Source organism: Streptomyces lusitanus (assembly GCF_042647945.1).
In the GTDB taxonomy this organism is placed as follows: Bacteria; Actinomycetota; Actinomycetes; order Streptomycetales; family Streptomycetaceae; genus Streptomyces; species Streptomyces pseudogriseolus.
Window position 1 is genome coordinate 197898 of sequence record NZ_JBHRWL010000003.1, and the last position, 16764, is coordinate 214661.

Annotated in this window: 15 protein-coding genes; 5 read left to right on the forward strand and 10 right to left on the reverse strand. The window is 74.8% G+C overall.

Annotation, left to right across the window (positions count from 1 at the left end; translation table 11 throughout):
• Nucleotides 1-10: 10 nt before the first annotated feature.
• From ACFOSY_RS05380 to ACFOSY_RS05405, 6 genes are all read right to left on the reverse strand, one after another.
• Nucleotides 11-484 (reverse strand): SRPBCC family protein, encoded by a 474-nt coding sequence (locus ACFOSY_RS05380; RefSeq protein ID WP_394305553.1) that lies wholly within the window; start codon nucleotides 482-484, stop codon nucleotides 11-13.
• Between the two features lie 121 nt (nucleotides 485-605).
• Nucleotides 606-1427, reverse strand: a complete 822-nt coding sequence (locus ACFOSY_RS05385) for a nucleotidyltransferase domain-containing protein (RefSeq protein ID WP_394305554.1) — start codon at nucleotides 1425-1427, stop codon at nucleotides 606-608.
• 91 nt (nucleotides 1428-1518) lie between these two features.
• Nucleotides 1519-2358 (reverse strand): patatin-like phospholipase family protein, encoded by an 840-nt coding sequence (locus ACFOSY_RS05390; RefSeq protein WP_394305555.1) that lies wholly within the window; start codon nucleotides 2356-2358, stop codon nucleotides 1519-1521.
• 115 nt (nucleotides 2359-2473) lie between these two features.
• Entirely contained in the window at nucleotides 2474-3637 is a 1164-nt protein-coding gene (locus ACFOSY_RS05395) for a serine hydrolase domain-containing protein (protein WP_394305556.1), read from the reverse strand.
• A 398-nt stretch (nucleotides 3638-4035) separates the two neighbouring features.
• Entirely contained in the window at nucleotides 4036-5127 is a 1092-nt protein-coding gene (locus ACFOSY_RS05400) for a hypothetical protein (RefSeq protein ID WP_394305557.1), read from the reverse strand.
• A 67-nt stretch (nucleotides 5128-5194) separates the two neighbouring features.
• Nucleotides 5195-7513: an FdhF/YdeP family oxidoreductase gene (locus ACFOSY_RS05405; protein WP_394305558.1), complete on the reverse strand. Its 2319-nt coding sequence runs from the start codon at nucleotides 7511-7513 to the stop codon at nucleotides 5195-5197.
• 182 nt (nucleotides 7514-7695) lie between these two features.
• Here ACFOSY_RS05405 and ACFOSY_RS05410 point away from each other — a divergent pair, with 182 nt between their 5' ends.
• The 3 genes from ACFOSY_RS05410 (at nucleotide 7696) to ACFOSY_RS05420 (ending at nucleotide 10074) form a co-directional block, all read left to right on the forward strand.
• On the forward strand, nucleotides 7696-8610 hold the full coding sequence (locus ACFOSY_RS05410) for a PhzF family phenazine biosynthesis isomerase (protein ID WP_394305559.1): 915 nt from the start codon (nucleotides 7696-7698) through the stop codon (nucleotides 8608-8610).
• 88 nt (nucleotides 8611-8698) lie between these two features.
• Nucleotides 8699-9232 carry an SRPBCC family protein gene (locus tag ACFOSY_RS05415; RefSeq protein WP_394305560.1) on the forward strand — a complete coding sequence of 178 codons (534 nt, stop codon included), beginning with the start codon at nucleotides 8699-8701 and terminating at the stop codon, nucleotides 9230-9232.
• Between the two features lie 155 nt (nucleotides 9233-9387).
• Nucleotides 9388-10074 carry a hemerythrin domain-containing protein gene (locus tag ACFOSY_RS05420; protein ID WP_394305561.1) on the forward strand — a complete coding sequence of 229 codons (687 nt, stop codon included), beginning with the start codon at nucleotides 9388-9390 and terminating at the stop codon, nucleotides 10072-10074.
• Nucleotides 10075-10097: 23 nt separating this feature from the next.
• Here the strand turns inward: ACFOSY_RS05420 and ACFOSY_RS05425 are convergent, their stop codons facing one another.
• The 4 genes from ACFOSY_RS05425 to ACFOSY_RS05440 form a co-directional block, all read right to left on the reverse strand.
• Nucleotides 10098-10784: a phosphodiesterase gene (locus ACFOSY_RS05425; RefSeq protein WP_394305784.1), complete on the reverse strand. Its 687-nt coding sequence runs from the start codon at nucleotides 10782-10784 to the stop codon at nucleotides 10098-10100.
• A gap of 20 nt (nucleotides 10785-10804) precedes the next feature.
• The gene (locus tag ACFOSY_RS05430) at nucleotides 10805-11764 is read right to left on the reverse strand and encodes a Rieske 2Fe-2S domain-containing protein (RefSeq protein WP_394305562.1); all 960 of its coding nucleotides are present in this window, start codon (nucleotides 11762-11764) and stop codon (nucleotides 10805-10807) included.
• A gap of 96 nt (nucleotides 11765-11860) precedes the next feature.
• Nucleotides 11861-12931, reverse strand: coding sequence for a sulfite oxidase (locus ACFOSY_RS05435; protein ID WP_394305563.1), 1071 nt, complete (start codon nucleotides 12929-12931; stop codon nucleotides 11861-11863).
• A gap of 62 nt (nucleotides 12932-12993) precedes the next feature.
• The gene (locus ACFOSY_RS05440) at nucleotides 12994-13845 is read right to left on the reverse strand and encodes a phytanoyl-CoA dioxygenase family protein (RefSeq protein ID WP_394305564.1); all 852 of its coding nucleotides are present in this window, start codon (nucleotides 13843-13845) and stop codon (nucleotides 12994-12996) included.
• Between the two features lie 164 nt (nucleotides 13846-14009).
• Between ACFOSY_RS05440 and ACFOSY_RS05445 the strand changes: the two genes are divergently transcribed.
• Together ACFOSY_RS05445 and ACFOSY_RS05450 are read left to right on the forward strand one after the other, a co-directional pair.
• Nucleotides 14010-15023, forward strand: coding sequence for a LacI family DNA-binding transcriptional regulator (locus ACFOSY_RS05445; RefSeq protein WP_394305565.1), 1014 nt, complete (start codon nucleotides 14010-14012; stop codon nucleotides 15021-15023).
• Nucleotides 15024-15234: 211 nt separating this feature from the next.
• Nucleotides 15235-16752, forward strand: a complete 1518-nt coding sequence (locus ACFOSY_RS05450; RefSeq protein ID WP_394305566.1) for an MFS transporter — start codon at nucleotides 15235-15237, stop codon at nucleotides 16750-16752.
• Nucleotides 16753-16764: the final 12 nt, after the last annotated feature.

Below are 16764 nucleotides of genomic sequence, written 5' to 3' on the forward strand. Positions count from 1 at the left end.
GGGCCCGGTGTCAGTGGCCGGTGGCCGGGTCCTCCGGGCGGATACGGCCGTGCCAGCCGCCCTCGCCGCCGCCGTTCTCGACGTACTCCTTGAAGCGGTGCAGGTCCCCCTTGACGCGGCGGTCGATCACGCCGAGGGCGTCCGCGCCCTTCTCGGCCATGCCGGTCGGCTCGACGTCCATGGTGAGTTCCACGCGGGTGTGCGTGTCGTCCAGCGGCTCGAACCGCACCGACCCGCGCTGCCGCGTCTCGCCCCCGACGGTCCGCCAGGTGACCCGGTCGTCGACGAGCTGGTCCACGATCTCGGTGTCGAACTCGCGCTTCACTCCGGCGATCTTGGTGGTCCAGTGGTTGTGCCGGTCGTCGAGCTGGGTCACCTCCTCGACGCCCTCCATGAAGCGCGGGAAGTCCTCGAACTGCGTCCACTGGTCGTAGGCCCGGCGGACGGGGACGTCCACGTCGACCGTTTCCTTGACCGTGCTCATGGATCCTCCTGGGTTCTGTGCGCGAAAGGCCGGCGTGCCGGGCACGCGGGCCTCCTGTACGGGTCGTCGCGGCGACGGGTACCCGGAAGACCGCGCCTGAACAGTCCGAGTTGAAGCCGGCTCACTCTCCGGGGAGGCCGTCCAGTACGTCGGCGGCCAGCCGGTCGGCGGCGTCGAGCGCGGCCGTGACACGGTCCGGGGCGGCGTCGAGCGTGCCGAAGAGGGCCTGGGCGCGTGCGGTGAAGCCGGCGGGGGCGCCGGGGAGGGCGCCTGCCGAGCGGACCGCGTCCTTCTCGTTGAGCACCCAGGCGCCGGCGTCGGCGTGCAGGGCGTGCACGAGGAGCCCGACCGCGCGGTGGAGGCAGCCGGCGACGTGGAAGGCGTCGCCGCGCGGGACGCCCTTGCGGGCGACGGCCAGGATGAACGGCGCCTCCCAACGCGCCTGCCCCACCAGAGTGTTCCGCAGCGGGCGGGGGTATCCGGAGCGGATCTCCTCGCGCAGTGCGGTCAGCTCGCCGGTGGGGTCGGTGAGGACCCGGGCGAGGGCCACTTCACCGGCGTACGTGTGGGAGGAGAAGCCGTAGGGGTGGCCGGCCTGGATGCCGGTCTCGACGTGTCCGTCCCGGCACTGCTGCCAGACGCGGCGGACGCGGTCGAGGTCGCGGTAGATCCAGTCGACGGGGGTGCCGTCGACGGTCAGCCAGGCGCCGCCGTCCACCCAGGGCCCCCAGCCGCCCGGCTCGGTCACCTCCACCGCGTCCCCGGACAGCTCGGCGGCCAGCCGGCGCAGGGCCGCCGTGTCGAGCGGGGCCCGGTAGTACAGGCCCAGGTCGACGTCCGAGTCGGGGCGGTGCGTGCCGCGGGCGCGGCTGCCGCCGAGGGCGACCACGACGACCCCGTCGACCTGCTGAAGGCGGTGTGCGATGCGGGTGATCTCGTCCATCGGGTCGAGTGTGCCGAAGGGGGCGCGGTGCCGCGACCGCGTTTTCCGTTCGGGCACGGCCGTCAGTGACCCCGAGGGTCCCCCGCGGCTGTCAGCGACCCCACGTGCCGGCCACCTCGGCGGCGACGCGGAGGGCCTGCTCGTACCCGGCCCGTGCCGCGGCCGGTCCGCGCGCCGTGTCGGCCATGTTGCGGCCCATCGCGCGGCGGGCGTCCTCGTCCGGGCTCAGCAGGACGACACGCGCACCGTCCTCGGTCAGCCGCGCGGCCTGGTCGGCGGCGCTCGGGTGCGGACCCACCGCCTTCGGGATCGGCACAATGGCCAGGACCCGCCGACTGCCGTGCGCGAGCTGGAGATTGGCGGTGGAGCGGCTGCCCCCGTCCATCCAGCGGCGGCCCGCCGCGGTGACCGGAGGCCAGACGACGGGGACGGCGCAACTGGCCGCGACCGCTTCGAGCAGCTTCACCCCGGAACGCGCGTCGAACGCCTCCACCTTCCCGGTCCGGGCGTCGACGGCCGTGATGCGCAGCTCTCGCTCCGGCCAGTCGCGCGCCTCGCCGAGGAGCCGGCCGACCGTGTCGACCACGTCCGACTCGGGCCCGGTGCGGGCGCGCAGCGCCGTCCGGCCCAGCCGGGCGACCGAGCGCTCGGGGTCACGGGAGCCGAGGGCCGCCCAGAGGAAGCGTGCCGTCTGGCGGGCGGTCACCGGCAGGCGGACGGCGTCGGCGCCGGACAGCTGACGCTCGTACAGTTCCGCGGCCGGGGTGCCGGAGCGCAGCCGTGCGCCGAAGACGGCGCCGGCGGAGGTGCCGATCAGGACGTCGGCGGCGTCGAGGGCGGTGCCCGCCTCGGTGAGGCCGGCGAGCATCCCCGTCAGCCAGGCACCGCCCACCGGCCCGCCGCCGCCCAGCACGAGTGTCCTGTCCGGCATGGCTCGTCCTCTCCCCCGCTCACGGCGGAACACAAACGGGGAGTTCTCCCCACTTCACCGGGACAGCCTACCCCCGAAACGGGGAACACTCCCCATTACCCCCGCGAGGCTGTCGTCACTCGCAGAACGCCGTGTCGACGGCGTCCATCACCGCCAGCGCCGTCTTCTCCTCGTCGCCGCCGAACGTCCCCGGCAGCGCGGTCACCGCCAGACCGACCGAGCGGCCGTCGTCCGTGGCGCCGCCGCGGGTCTCGTAGCCGTCGATGTCGCCGCCGTGCCCCCAGTACACGCCACCGCAGCTCAACGGGACGCTGACGATGCCCAGTCCGTAGCGCCAGCCCGGCAGCACCGGGGCGTCGACCGTCCTGCGCATCTCCGCCAGCTGCTCGGGCGGCAGGAGCTCGCCGTCGAGCAGGGCGCGGGTGAAGCGGGCCAGGTCGCTCGGGGTGGAGATCAGCTGCCCGGCCGCGCCGCCCCAGGAGGGGTCCATCTCGGTCGCGTCGACCACCCGGTCGTCGTCGAGGCGCGCGAGGGCGTAGCCGTGCGGGTGCGGCCCGCGGATGCCGCGGTCGCCCGGCTGGGGCCAATACGTGTGACGCAGACGGGCCTTGTCGATGACGCGTTCGGTGATCTCCTCCTGCACGGGGCGCCCGGTCACCCGCTCGACGATCAGTCCGGCGAGCAGGTAATTGGTGTTGCTGTACTCCCACTTGGCGCCGGGCGCGAACTCCGCCGGGTGGGCCAGGGCCGCGGCGAGCAGGTCGTGCGGGTGGAAGAAGCGGTTCTGGACCTTCTCGAAGTGCTCCAGCCCTATGTGCTCGGTGTAGTTGGGCAGCCCGCTGGTGTGCTGGAGCAGGTGCCGGACGGTGATCCTGTTCGCGTCGATGCCCTCGCCCCGCACCAGTCCGGGGAGGTAGCGCTCGACGGGCGCGTCCAGTTGGACCCTGCCCTCGGCGACCAGTTGCAGCACCACGACGGCGGTGAAGGTCTTGGTGTTGCTGCCCGCCCGGACCTGCCCGTCGTGCGGGACCGGCACCTTGCGGCCGAGCCGCGAGGAGCCGGAGACCAGCGAGGCGGTGCGGCCGTCCTCGCTGGTCCAGGCGAGCGCCGCCGGGAACTTCTCCTCCGTGACGAGCCGGTCGAGGCTCCGCTGGAGGGGCGAGCGCGCGGGCGGGTCCGCCTCGGCCGCCCCCGTGACCGTGGTGCTCAGCAGGCCTGCGGCCGCGACGACGAGCAGACATCCGCGCAGGACGGACTTGTTGTTCTTCAACACCGGCATTCCTTCTCCGTGGACCAAGCGGATCATGTGGATCAGCACGAAGAACGATGCCGGTGCCGGCACCGGTGAGTCAGTCGGGCCGGCCCCCGAGTCGAGGTACCCCCAGCGCTACCGTCACGCACGCGATCCGCTCGCCGCCCGGCGCGACGCCTCGGGGCGCGAGGTCAGTCGAGCGGGGGTTCGGCCAGGGGTTCCCGCACGCCCGTCTCCAGGCGGTAGTGGACGGTGACGTCGTGGTAGTCCACGTCCGGCTCGACCGTGTCCGGGAGGTGCGTGCGCTCGCCCGTGCCCGGGAAGCGGACGGCGGTGCGGGGTGCGGCGGTGAAGCGGAGGCGGTCGGCGTGGACCGTCGCGCGGAAGGCGATGTCCTGCGGATCGTCGCTGCGGGCGTCACGTGTTCACGGCGGTTCCCCGGGTTCCTCGGCGGGCGCGCGCCGGCGGGCCGGCCTCGGGGGCAGCTTGCCGTCCTCGCCGCGCACCCGGCGCTGCCGGGTGGCGCCCTCGGCCGCCGTGCGCTTCTTGGCGGCCGACCTGGTCGCCTTGCGGGCGGGCGCCGTCGCGCGTCCCGCCGTGTCCGTGACCTGCTGTCCGGCCGTCCCGGCGACGGTCTCCCCCGCGCCGGCCACGGTCTCCCCCGCTCCCTCGACGACCTGCCCCGCCTCCGCGCCGACGCCCTCGACGGTGCGTGCCACTCCCCCGCCCGCCTCCTCCACGGCCGCTCCCGCACCGCGTCCGACGTCCCCCGCGACCGCGCCGACCCCGCCGCCGACGTCCTGGACGGCCTCCCCGGCGCCCGCGCCGACGTCCTGCACGGCCCCTCCGGCCCCGGCGCCGACGTCCCGTACGGCGCCCCCGGCGCCGGCGCCCACATCACGCACCGCGCCTCCGGCGCCGCGGCCGACCTCCTCGACAGCTCCTCCGGCGCCCCGGCCCACGTCCCGCACCGCGCCGCCCGCACCCGCCCCGACGTCCTGGACGGCCTGTCCCGCGCCAGCGCCGACCGCGCCCACGGCCTCACGGGCTCCGCCGCCGACGTCCCGCACGGCGGCGCTCACGCCCCGGGCCAGTTCGGTGAGGATCTCCGGGTTGCGGTCCACGGTGGTGAGCACCCGGTTGACGATCACAGCCACGTTGTCGAGGCGCACCTTGAGCTGCGCCTGGGCCTCCACCCCGGAGATGCCCAGGTGCACCCGGCCGAGGGAGACGTCCGCGCCGACGCTGAGCTTCAGCAGGTCGAGCACCTCGGCCTGGAGCGACACATGGGCGCGGAGGTCCTCGACGTCCAGGTCGATCTCGTCGACCTTGAGCAGCGGGACGTCCAGGAAGACGTCCGTGTCGGTGGGGGTGGCCGGGGGCCGGGGGACGGCCTCCGCGTCACCCGCCTCGTACGCCTCCTCGATCTCGGCCGCGTCGGTGGTCTCGGGGCCGTCGTTCGCGGTGTCGTAGGCCTCGGTGTCGTAATCCTCGGTGTCGTCGGCGTTGTCGCCCATCACCGCACCTCCCGGGTCGCCTGCCCCCTGCTTCCCATCCTGCGGTGCGCGGCGCGCCGCCGCACGGTCAGCCGGGGACCTCGGCAGGGGCGGGCCGGGGCGCGTGCTCCAGGCGGACGATCACGCTCTTGGAGGCGGGCTGGTTGCTGCCGTCGGCGACGCTGTCGAGAGGCACGAGGACGTTGGTCTCCGGGTAGTAGGCCGCCGCCGTCCCGGCCTTCGTGGGGTACGCGACGATCGTGAAGCCGTCGGCGCGGCGCTCCGAGCCGTCCTTCCACACCCCGACCAGGTCGACGCGGTCCCCGTCGGCGAGGCCCAGCTCGGTGAGGTCGTCGGGGTTGACGAGGACGACGCGCCTGCTGCCGTGGATGCCCCGGTAGCGGTCGTTGTCCGTATAGGGCACGGTGTTCCACTGGTCGTGGGAGCGCAGCGTCTGCAGCAGCAGGTGGCCGTCGGGGACGCTGGGCGCCTCGTGCTCGTTGCGGGTGAACCGGGCCTTGGCGGTCTCGGTGTGGAACACGCCCTCGTTGACGGCGTTGGGCAGCCGGATGCCGCCGGGGCGCACCACGCGCCGGTTGAAGTCGTGCAGCCCCGGCACGATGCGGGAGATGCGGTCGCGGATCTCGCCGTAGTCCGACTCGAACACGCCCCAGGGGATGTCGGGGCCGCGTCCCGCGAGGGTGCGGTGGGCGAGGCGGCAGAGGATGGCGACCTCGCTGAGCAGCACCGTGGAGGCCGGCTTGAGGCGTCCGCGTGAGGTGTGCACCTCGCTCATGGAGTTCTCCACGGTGACGAACTGCTCGCCGCCGGACTGCACGTCCCGTTCGGTGCGGCCGAGGGTCGGCAGGATCAGCGCGGTGCGGCCGCAGACGGTGTGCGTCCGGTTCAGCTTGGTGGAGATGTGCGCGGTGAGCCGGCAGGCGCGCATGGCCTCCTCGGTGACCATGCTGTCGGGCGCGGCGCGGACGAAGTTGCCGGCGAGGGAGAGGAAGAACTTCACGCGGCCCTCGAGCATCGCGCGGATCGCGTTCACCGAGTCGAGGCCGTGGTGGCGCGGCGGGTCGAAGCCGAACTCCTTCTGCAGGGAGTCCAGGAAGGAGTCCGGCATCTTCTCCCAGATGCCCATGGTCCGGTCGCCCTGCACGTTGCTGTGTCCGCGCACGGGGCAGGCTCCGGCACCGGCCCGGCCCAGATTGCCGCGCAGCATGAGGAAGTTGACGAACTCGCGGATGGTGGGCACGGCGTGCTTGTGCTGGGTGATGCCCATCGCCCAGCAGACGATGACGCGTTCGGAGCGCAGCACCTCGTCGCGGACCTGCTCGATCTCCTGGCGGGTGAGTCCGGTCGCGGCGGTGATGTCGTCCCAGTCGACGGAGCGGATGTGCCGGGCGAACGCCTCGAAGCCGTCGGTGTTCTCGCGGATGAAGTCGTGGTCGAGGACGGTGCCGGGGCGGGCGTCCTCGGCCTCCAGGAGCAGCCGGTTGAGGCCCTGGAACAGGGCGAGGTCGCCGCCGACGCGGATGTGCAGGAAGCGGTCGGCGATCGGCGTGCCGCGCCCGATGACGCCGCGCGCCTTCTGGGGGTTCTTGAACCGCAGCAGCCCGGCCTCGGGCAGCGGGTTGACCGCGACGATGCGGGCGCCGTTGCGCTTGGCCTCCTCCAGCGCGGAGAGCTGGCGGGGGTGGTTGGAACCGGGGTTCTGTCCCACGACGAAGATCAGGTCGGCGTGGTGCATGTCCTCCAGGCTGACCGTGCCCTTGCCGGTGCCGAGGGTCTCGTGCAGGGCGTGGCCGCTCGACTCGTGGCACAGGTTGCTGCAGTCGGGCAGATTGTTGGTGCCGAAGGCGCGGGCGAACAGCTGGAGGACGAAGGCGGCCTCGTTGCCGGCGCGGCCGGAGGTGTAGAAGACGGCCTCGTCGGGCGAGTCCAGGAGGTTGAGTTCCTGGGCGAGCAGTCCGAGGGCGTCGTGCCAGCTGATCGGCTCGTAGTGGTCGGAGTCGGGCCGCTTGACCATCGGTTCGGTGAGCCGGCCCTGGTCGTTGAGCCACTTGTCGGAGCGGCGGGCGAGCTCGGACACCGGGTGCTCGCGGAAGAAGTCGCGGCCGATGCGCCGGGTGGTCGCCTCGTCGTTGATGTGCTTGGCGCCGTTCTCGCAGTACTCGTTGCGGTGCCGTTGTCCGGGGGCCGGGTCCGCCCAGGCGCAGCCGGGGCAGTCGATGCCGCCGACCTGGTTCATCGTCAGCAGCGTCTGCCCGGTGCGCACGGGGGTGGTCCGGTCGAGGGAGTACTCCAGCGCGTGCAGCACCGCGGGCGCTCCCGTGGCCCACTTCTTGGGCGGTGTCACGGTGAGCCGTTCCTGGGAACCGTCGTCGGGCCGCTCGGGCATGGACTCTCCTTCACCGGACACGCGGACGCCCCCCAGTCTCACGCTCCCGGTGGGGGGCGGCCACATGATCTTCCGCCGATGGGGTGGCCCCGGCCGCCATGCGGCCAGGAGGAAGCGCGAGGCCCGGGTTCCCGCTCCGCGGCCGGGGGAACATCACGATCTCCGCTCGTGTTGTCGGCCGTATGACAACCACCGCTTCACGGCCCGAGGTGCTGCGCTACACCGCCTTCTCAAGCGACCCCGCGGGCGGGAATCCCGCCGGTGTGGTGCTGGACGCCCGTGCGCTGGACGACGGGGAGATGCTGGCCGTCGCCGCCGAACTCGGATACTCGGAGTCCGCCTTCCTGACCGGCCCGCCGGAGGGACTGGACGGTGCTGAGGGACGGGACGGCCCTGGGGGACTGGACAGCCCTGAGGGACGGACGTACCGCATCCGCTACTTCAGTCCGAAGGCCGAGGTGCCGTTCTGCGGGCACGCGACCGTGGCGGCGGCCGTGGCGCTCGCCGAGCGGCTGGGCCCGGGTCCGCTGCTCTTCGCGACGCAGGCCGGCCCGGTGCCGGTGGACGTGACGGCGGAGGACGACGGCACGCTGCGGGCCACGCTCACCAGCGTCGAGCCGTACGTCGAGGAGGTCGCCGCCGCCGATCTGGCGGAGGCGCTGGCCGCCCTGGACTGGCCGGCCGCCGGCCTCGACCCGGCTTTCCCGCCGCGCATCGCCTACGCGGGCGCCCGCCATCTGGTGCTGGCGGCGGCGACCCGCGCCCGACTGGCCGAACTGGCCTACGACTTCGCGCGTCTCGAGGCGCTGATGCACCGCCTGGACCTGACCACCGTGCAGCTGGTGTGGCGGGAGTCGCCGACGCTGTTCCATGTGCGGGACCCGTTCCCCGTCGGCGGTGTCGTCGAGGATCCGGCGACCGGGGCGGCGGCCGCGGCGTTCGGCGGGTACGCCCGTGAGCTGGGCCTGGTTCCCGAGGACGCCGTCCTCACGCTGCGTCAGGGCGAGGACCTGGGGCGTCCCGGCGAGCTCACGGTGACGCTGCGGGCGGGCGACCCCCGGGTGCGGGTCGGCGGGGCGGGCGTGCGCATCGGGTGACGGTGCGGGGAGCGGCCGCGCGGGGACGCGTGGTAGCGGTGCGGCTCGCGGGGCACACTGAGGAGAAACCCGAACGACAGGTGGGGCCATGCCGTCAGCAGCCGCGCAGTCCGTCGAAGAGGCGATCGAGGTCGCCGTTCCCGTGCACACCGCCTACAACCAGTGGACCCAGTTCAAGACCTTCCCGCGCTTCATGCGCTGGGTGAGGGGCGTCGAGCAGCTCCGCCCGAACCTCACCCGGTGGGAGATCGGCACCGGCTGGGCGACCTGGACGTTCCTGGCGGAGGTCGTCGAACAGCGTCCCGACGAGCTGATCGCGTGGCAGGGTCTCGGCCGCTGGGCCGGGCACCGGGGCGAGGTGCGGTTCCGCGCCCTCGCCCCGGACCGTACGGAGATCGTGGTGAGCCTGCGGTCCGTGGCCCGGCCCTCCCGGCGGCACCTGGCGCACCGGACGCCGCTGACACCGCGGCTGGTGCGCTCCGAGCTGGCCCGCTTCCGGCAGTTCATCGAAGGGGTGGGCCAGGAGTGCGGCGCCTGGCGCGGCGTCATCCGCAACGGGCAGGTGCGGCCCCAGGAGGAGAAGCCGGCGAGGAGCCGGGTGGCGGGCTGGCCGGTCGGCTGACCCGCGGGCGCGGGGGTCCGTACCGCGAAAAGGGCCGCGTGGGGCTGCGCGGTCCGCTCCGTCCGGGGAACCCGGCGCTCGGAACCGACCCGAGGAGCCAGCATGAGCACCCCCTACGACAGGCGCCGGGACACGAACGCGCGCGGAGGACGGCCGTGACCGCGCCCGCCGTGTCGATCTCCGGACAGGACGCCGACGCGCTCGGCGGCGACGACAGCATCCTGATGCGCCAGCGGCGGGACCACGCACGGCTCGACGCGATGATGAACCGCTACCGGTCCGAGGACCTCGCGCCGGGCGAACCGGACGCGGTGTGGTCGGACATCGTCCAGGTGGTGTTCAGTCACGCCTTCGCCGAGGAGACCGTGCTGTGGCCGCTGCTGCGGCGCGTCGCTCCCGACGGGGAGGAGCTGACCCGCCAGGTCGAGGAGGAGCACCAGGCGATCAACGAGCTGATCGCCCGGATCGAGCGCTCCCCCGACGACCCCCGGCGCGCGGAGTGGATCCAGCGGGCGTTCGCGCTGATCCGGCAGGACATCCGCGACGAGGAGGACGAACTGCTGCCGCGGCTGCGGACCGCGTTGGGCGACCGCAAGCTGCGGCGCGTCGGCGCCGCGTGGGAGGCCGTACGGGCGACGGCCCCGACCCGGCCGCACCCCGGCGTGCCGAGGCGGCCGCCCGGGAACGCGGTGCGGGGTGTCCCGCTCAGCGCGTTCGACCGGCTGAGGGACCTGGCGCCGGGCTGCGGCCCGGCCGCTCGCCGCGCGTCTCTGGCGGCGGGGGCGCTCGCGGCCGGCGGCGCGGTGGCTCTGGCCGTGCGCGCGGCCCGCCGACGCGGCTGAGACGGCCGGGACAACCAGTAAGGTCAGGCGGCGCCGCGTCCCCGGCGGGAGCCCGCGTACGCGGCGTCGCGCAGCCGGTTGAGGCGTCCGGCCGGACGCAGGCCGGGCAGGCTGTGCGCGACGGGGTCGTACGACACCGTCGTCTCGGCGGGAGCAGGGTGCACCGCTTCCAGGGTGAGCGACGCGAACGGCCGCCAGGGCTCGCCGCTCGCGGCGGCGCAGAGCCGGAACCGGACGGGACGGCAGGCGAGTTCCTGCCACAGCGTCGGCCGTGGCGTGTGCGGCGGGTCGAGCACCGGGAAGGCGGCGAGCACCCGCTCGCACTCCCCCGTCCGGTACGTCAGCAGCGTCGAGTACGCGCCGGTGAGCGCGTCGGGGCGGAGCAGCGGCACATGGCGGCCGAGGCGGCCCGTGCCGCTGGAGGTGAACAGCAGGTCCAGCGGCCGGCCGGGGCCGCCCGCGTGCTCGACGCGGACGGCGAGGCCGAGCGCGTCCGGCAGCCGCCGGGGCGTGCCCAGGGCGTGGGACCAGCGCACGATCGCCGGGTACGAGGCGTGCCGGTCCAGCCAGGGCACGCCCCACGCGGCGTCGCGGCCGGCGACGTGCAGGGTGCCGGAGCACAGCACGCCGGTGGGGTGCACGGCAGGGGCGTCCCGCCACCGGGCCACGCTCTCGGCGGCCCGGCGGGCGGTCTCCCGCACGCCCGCCATGGTCACCACGTCCCGCGCGGTCACTTCGACGGCCGGTGCCCGTCGGTGGACGTCCGCGCGAGCGCGTCGCTGCCGTACGGCGTCTCCGGTACGACCTCCATCGGCAGGCGGACCTCCACGTGGCCGTCGACCACCCGCGTGTCGAACGCGGGCTGGGGCGCGGTGGCGGGGCCCTCGACGTTCCAGCCGTCGGAGAGCCGGAAGACGCTGCCGTGCCAGGGGCATTGCACGCAGCCGTCGGCGACCGTGCCCTCGGACAGCGGTCCCGCCAGGTGGCTGCACCGTTCGGCGAGGGCGTGGACCTCGCCGCCGGACTCGCGCACCACCAGCACCGGCACGTCGTCCACGACGCACCGCACGGCCTCGCCGGCCGGGAACTCGTCGACGCCGCCGACGCGGTGCCAGCCGTCGCTGACGACGTGCGGCACCTCCTCGGCGTGATTGACGCCGGCCGCCTGCCGGTACGCCAGGTGGCCGCCGAGCAGGCCGCCGGCGCCGACCGCGGTCAGCCCGAGGTACCCGAGGACGCGTCCCGCCGTGCCCCGGCCGGTGAGGCGCAGCACGAGGGAGGCGCCGTAGAGGCCGACGGCGGCCGTGTTGGCCACGGCGTGCACGAGGCCCACGCGCTGCTGCTCGCGGTGGAGTTCCGCCCAGTCGGTCAGGCCCGTCGCGGCGGCGGGAACGGCCCCGGCGAGTCCGAGGGCGACCAGGAGGTCCGCCTGCCGGGACCGGCCGGGCCTGAGGTCCAGCACGGCGGCCGACATCCAGCTGCCGATGGGCAGATGGATCGCCATCGGATGCACGGGGTGGCCGAGCCATGTGCCGTGGAGGACGTCCCGGGCGCGTTCGAGCGGCAGCGCGCGGACGCGGCGGCCGAGCGCGTCGATCGGCTGGTCGCGGCCGGGATCGCGCTCCAGCGCGTCCAGCAGCCACAGCATCCGGTTCTGTCCGAGGAGGCGACGCCCAGGCTTGTTGTCCATGGGCGCTGAGTTTCCCCGCGCGCGGCGGGCAAACAGCGGACCGGCGGCGTGGGGTGGCGCGCGGCCGTGAGGGAGGGCGTGCGCGCGGCCGGGGGGTCAGCGGACGCGCAGCAGCACGCGGGGCCAGGAGTGGGTGACGTAACCCTTCGGGTTCCACACCGAGGCCGGGGATTGGGGCATGCCGGCGCCGGAGGAGTCCCACGCGCGGGCCAGGACGTGCACGTCGCCGGCCGGCAGGTCGAGGGTGGTGCGCCAGCGCTGCCACACGCCCGGACCGGCGGATGCCTCGAGCGCGGTGCGGGACCAGGCGCGTCCGCCGTCCACGGACACCTCGACGCGGGCGGCCGTACGGCCCTCGCCGGCGAGCGCGTACCCGGTGACCCGCACCGGCCCGCGCGGCACGACGGCGCCGTCGTACGGGGTCAGGACGGCGCAGTTGAGCGGGAGCGGGCCGAGGGTGACGCCCTCGGGGTCGGTTCCGGTCGGGGGGAGGCGGTAGGCGGTGGCCTGGAACCAGCCGTCGGAGGGGGTGGCGCGGGCGGTGACGCGGGTGAGCCACTTGACGGAGCGGGCGCCGATCCAGCCGGGCACGACCACCCGCAGGGGCGCGCCGTGGACGGCGGGCAGCGGGGCGCCGTTCATCTCCCAGGCCAGCAGCACGTCCGGCGCCAGCGCCCGGTCACGGGGGACGGACACCTCGTACGGCTGGGGCGGGTCGGCGGACGGGGAGACGTCGGGGGCGTGGAAGGCGATATGGGCGGCCTCGGGGGCGAGGCCGGCGTGGGCGAGGACGTCGGCGAGGCGCGCCCCGCGGAACCGGGCGGTCGAGAGGGCGCCCGGTCCCCACGGCGTCTCGCCGGGGACGGCGCGGACGGCAGTCAGGTCGGTGCGCCGGTTGCCCGCGCACTGGAGCGTGACGGTCGCCTCGGTCGCGTCGAAGCCGGACCGCAGAGCGGCCAGGGTCAGCAGCAGCGGGCGCGCCACGAGGCCGTCCACGGTGAGCCGCCAGTCCGCCGGGTCGAGGCGGGGCACGGGGCCGTGGTTGCGGGCGTAGAAGGTGTCGGCGGGCGTGACGGCGGTGCGGGCGAGCGCGGTCCCGGGCGGCTCCGCGTTGAACGGCTCCCGCCCGTGGACCACCATGTCGTCCCGCTTGCCCCACAGGCCCATGCTCGTGATTGTCCGCCTGTCCCCGGGGACGCGCCCGGCCACGCGGGGTCCGGGACGACGGCTCAGGCGTCGCCCATGACCAGGCCCTCGATCGTGTGCTTCTGCGTCACCGGCCGCAGCACGTCGACGACCTCGCAGTCCAGGTGGCGCCGTACCCGCTCCGGCAAGCTGTCCCAGTAGGCGCGGGTGACGGCCGTGTCGTGCCGCTCGCCGTTGGTCGCCTCGGGGCCGTCGACGCCCAGCACCAGCACGGGGCGCGACTTCGCGGAGTGGTTGCGGGTGCCGCGGTGGATGGTCAGGGCCGAGCGCGCCGAGATGTCGCCGCGCCGCGGGTACTTGCGCACCGCCCGCTCCTCGTAGCGCGGGTAGTGCGAGCGGGGCGGGAACATGCCGTGCCCGAACTCGGGGCTGTCGTCCCACTGGGTGCCGGGGGCGATCTCGAAGGGGCCCATGTCCTCCTCGGTGTCGACCGCGGTCACGTTGAACGCCAGCGAGGTCAGCCGCCGCTCGGCTCGGGTCTCCTCGGGCATCGGGAAGTCGCGGTGCCACGGCTGGTTGACGGCGCCCTCCAGCGGCACGTCGAAGCCGACCTCGACGATGCGGTAGTCGGGGCCCAGGACCGCCGTGCAGACGGAGCGCACCCAGGGGTGGTCGGCGAGGTCGACGAAGCCGCGCAGCTGCTCGGGGTGGATCTCCACGTAGTAGCGGTGGGGACCGCGGCCGACCGCGCCGCCCGGACGGCCGCGGGCCTCGTCGAAGGCGGCCTCGATGTCCTCGCGGAGCCGGTCGGCCCACTCGGGGGTGAACGCGCCCTTGCGGGCGGTGATGCCGTCCTCGTAGAGGGCCTCGACGTCGGCCGAGACGTCGACGTCGAGCGCGTCCGGGGTAACGCCGGGGTGGGTGTGCGGGCTCATGGGTGCCTCCTTGCGACGAACGGCCGGCCGGTACCTGCCGGGCACCGGTCCGCCGCCCATGTTGCATCGTTGATTTCAACGTGGCAATACCCCGGCGCGCAGATGCCCGCCGCCGAGCGCGGGTGCCTGCTCCGCGGGCGGGCGGCGCATGCCACGATGTGCGGGTGAGCAGCAGCCTGAAGGACGTGGCGGCGCGCGCGGGGGTGTCGGCGCGCACGGTGTCGAACGTGGTCAACGGGTCGGCCCGGGTGGCGCCGGAGACCCGCCGGCGGGTGCAGGAGGCGATCGACGAGCTGGGCTACCGCCCCAACCTCGCGGCGCGCAGCCTCCGGGCGGGCCGCACCGGCATCATCGGCCTGGCGATCCCGGAGCTGCATTCCCCGTACTTCGCCGAGCTGGCCGGGCTGCTGGTGGACGAGGCGCGCCGGCGGTCGTGGACGGTGGTCATCGACCAGACGCGGGGCGGCGCCGAGGCGGAACGGCGGCTGCTGACCGGCGACGGCGGCCGGGTGATGGACGGCCTGATCATCAGCCCCTGGGCCCTGCCCGCCGAGGACATCACCGCGGCCGCCCGTCCGCTGCCCGTGGTGCTGCTCGGGGAGCGCAGTCCGCACGGGCTGGCGGACCGGGTGGCGGTGGACAACGTGGCCGCCGCCGACGAGGCCACGACCCATCTGCTGGCGCTGGGCCGCCGCCGCGTCGCCGCGATCGGCCTCCAGCCCCATCTGCGCAACGGCACCGCGGAGCTGCGCGCCGAGGGGTACCGCGCGGCGCTCCGGCGCGCCGGGATCGCCCCGCGTCCCGCGTGGGAACGCCCGGTGACGGCGCTGCACCGGAGCGACGGCGCCCGCGCGATGGCCGAACTGCTCGACGCCGGCGCCGAGCCGGACGCGGTGTTCGCGTTCAGCGACGAACTGGCGCTCGGCGCCCTGCACACGGCGCACGAGCGGGGGCTGCGGGTGCCGCAGGACGTGGCCGTCGTCGGGTTCGACGACATCGAGGACGGCCGGTTCAGTCACCCGACGCTCACCACCGTGTCCCCCGACAAGGGGCAGATCGCCGCGCGTGCGTTGCAGTGTCTGGCCGACCGCATCTACAGCCCGCGCAACGACCTGCCCGCCGCCGACCTCACGGTCCCGCACCGGCTGGTGGTGCGCGGGAGCAGCATCACGGTCTGACCGCGGCACCGGAAGGGGCGGTACGCGCCGGTCGCCCGCCCTTTTGCGCCGTGCCGGGTGTGCGCGGGGCCCGGGCGGGGAACATGTTCGCCCTGTTCGGGCGGTGCGCCCGGTCCGGGCCGTGCGCCCTGTTCCGGCCGGGGCGCCCTGTCCGGGCCGTGTGCCCTGTTCGGGCCGTGCCCCCGTGTCGGGCCGTGCGAGAGGACTGCGTGTGACAGCGTCGGCGTCAGGGTCGGGTGACCGGCAGCCCGGTGCCCAGGGGGACGCGTACGAGCCGGATCCTCGCCGGTGGCGGGCGCTCTGGGTGACGCTGGTCGCCGGTTTCATGAGCCTGCTGGACGTGACGATCGTGGCGGTCGCGCTGCCCACCGTGCAGAGGGACCTGGGCGCCTCCCCCGCCGACGTGCAGTGGGTGGTGTCCGGGTACGCGCTGACGTTCGCCCTCGCCCTCGTCACGGCGGGCCGGCTGGGGGACGCGCTGGACCGGCGGAAGATCTTCCTCATCGCCCTGTGCGGCTTCGTGCTGTGCAGCGCGGCCTGCGGCGCGGCCCCCGGCATCACCCTGCTGGTCGTGGCGCGGCTCGCCCAGGGGCTGGCGGCGGGCTTCATGGCGCCGCAGAACTCGGCGCTGATCCAGCAGATGTTCCGGGGCGCCGAACGCGGCCGGGCGTTCGGCTACTTCGGCGCGACGGTCGGCATCTCCTCCGCGTCCGGGCCGATCGTCGGCGGCGCGATCCTCGCCCTGGCCGACGGCATGCAGGGCTGGCGCTGGATCTTCTACGTCAACGTGCCCATCGGCGTCCTCGCCGTGCTCCTGGGCCGCCGCCTGCTGCCGCGGACCCGGACGTCGGGGCGGGGGCACGTGGACGTGCCGGGTGTGCTGCTGCTCGGTCTGGGCGTGCTGGCGTTCATGTATCCGCTGGTGCAGGCGGAGTCGGGCGGGCTGAGCCGGCTGTGGTGGCTGTTCCTCGTCGGCGCGGCGGTGCTCGCCGTGTTCGTGCGCCGGCAGCGGCGGCTGCTGGCCCGGGGGACGACGCCGCTGCTCGACCCGCGTCTGTTCTCCACCGTGCGCGGCTACGCCATCGGCGCGGGCGTCGGCACCCTGTACTTCATCGGCTTCAGCGGCGTCTGGCTCGTGTTCGCGCTCTTCTACCAGCGCGGTCTGCACTACTCCCCGCTGGAGTCGGGGCTCGCCGTGACACCGTTCGCCATCGGCTCGGCGGGGGCCGCGGTGGTGTCGGGGCGGCTCGTCGACCGGTTCGGGCGGCTGCTCACCGTGTGCGGGCTCACGGGCGTGATCGTGGGCCTGGGCACGGCCGCCGTGCTGCTGCGGTTCGCGCCGCTGGACGTCGCGCCGTGGCTGGCCGCGCCGGCGCTGTTCGCCGGGGGGATCGGCGGCGGGTTCGTCGTGTCGCCCAACATCACGATGACGCTGCGGGACGTGCCGGTGCGGATGGCGGGCGCGGCGGGCGGCGCCCTCCAGACGGGGCAGCGGCTCGGCGCGGCGGTCGGGACGGCGGCCCTGCCGGGCCTCTTCTACCTGGTGCTCGGCCGCGGCGACGACTTCCAGGTGGCCCTGTTCGTCGCGCTGTGCGCGGCCCTCGGGGCGATGCTGACGTCGCTGGCCCTGGCCGCGTACGACTGGCTGCGCGACCGTCGCAGGCGCGCGGCGCACGGGAAGTGCCCGGAGGAGGTCGCGAACAGCCCGGTGCACTCCCGGTCGCTCTGACGCCCCGGCCGG

Excerpts from the sequence above, each read along its gene's own strand:
- ACFOSY_RS05380 (WP_394305553.1), bottom strand. The coding sequence starts at position 484 with ATGAGCACGGTCAAGGAAACGGTCGACGTGGACGTCCCCGTCCGCCGG.
- ACFOSY_RS05385 (WP_394305554.1), bottom strand. The coding sequence starts at position 1,427 with ATGGACGAGATCACCCGCATCGCACACCGCCTTCAGCAGGTCGACGGG.
- ACFOSY_RS05390 (WP_394305555.1), bottom strand. The coding sequence starts at position 2,358 with ATGCCGGACAGGACACTCGTGCTGGGCGGCGGCGGGCCGGTGGGCGGT.
- ACFOSY_RS05395 (WP_394305556.1), bottom strand. The coding sequence starts at position 3,637 with ATGCCGGTGTTGAAGAACAACAAGTCCGTCCTGCGCGGATGTCTGCTC.
- ACFOSY_RS05400 (WP_394305557.1), bottom strand. The coding sequence starts at position 5,127 with ATGGGCGACAACGCCGACGACACCGAGGATTACGACACCGAGGCCTAC.
- ACFOSY_RS05405 (WP_394305558.1), bottom strand. The coding sequence starts at position 7,513 with ATGCCCGAGCGGCCCGACGACGGTTCCCAGGAACGGCTCACCGTGACA.
- ACFOSY_RS05410 (WP_394305559.1), top strand. The coding sequence starts at position 7,696 with ATGACAACCACCGCTTCACGGCCCGAGGTGCTGCGCTACACCGCCTTC.
- ACFOSY_RS05415 (WP_394305560.1), top strand. The coding sequence starts at position 8,699 with ATGCCGTCAGCAGCCGCGCAGTCCGTCGAAGAGGCGATCGAGGTCGCC.
- ACFOSY_RS05425 (WP_394305784.1), bottom strand. The coding sequence starts at position 10,784 with ATGGCGGGCGTGCGGGAGACCGCCCGCCGGGCCGCCGAGAGCGTGGCC.
- ACFOSY_RS05430 (WP_394305562.1), bottom strand. The coding sequence starts at position 11,764 with ATGGACAACAAGCCTGGGCGTCGCCTCCTCGGACAGAACCGGATGCTG.
- ACFOSY_RS05435 (WP_394305563.1), bottom strand. The coding sequence starts at position 12,931 with ATGGGCCTGTGGGGCAAGCGGGACGACATGGTGGTCCACGGGCGGGAG.
- ACFOSY_RS05440 (WP_394305564.1), bottom strand. The coding sequence starts at position 13,845 with ATGAGCCCGCACACCCACCCCGGCGTTACCCCGGACGCGCTCGACGTC.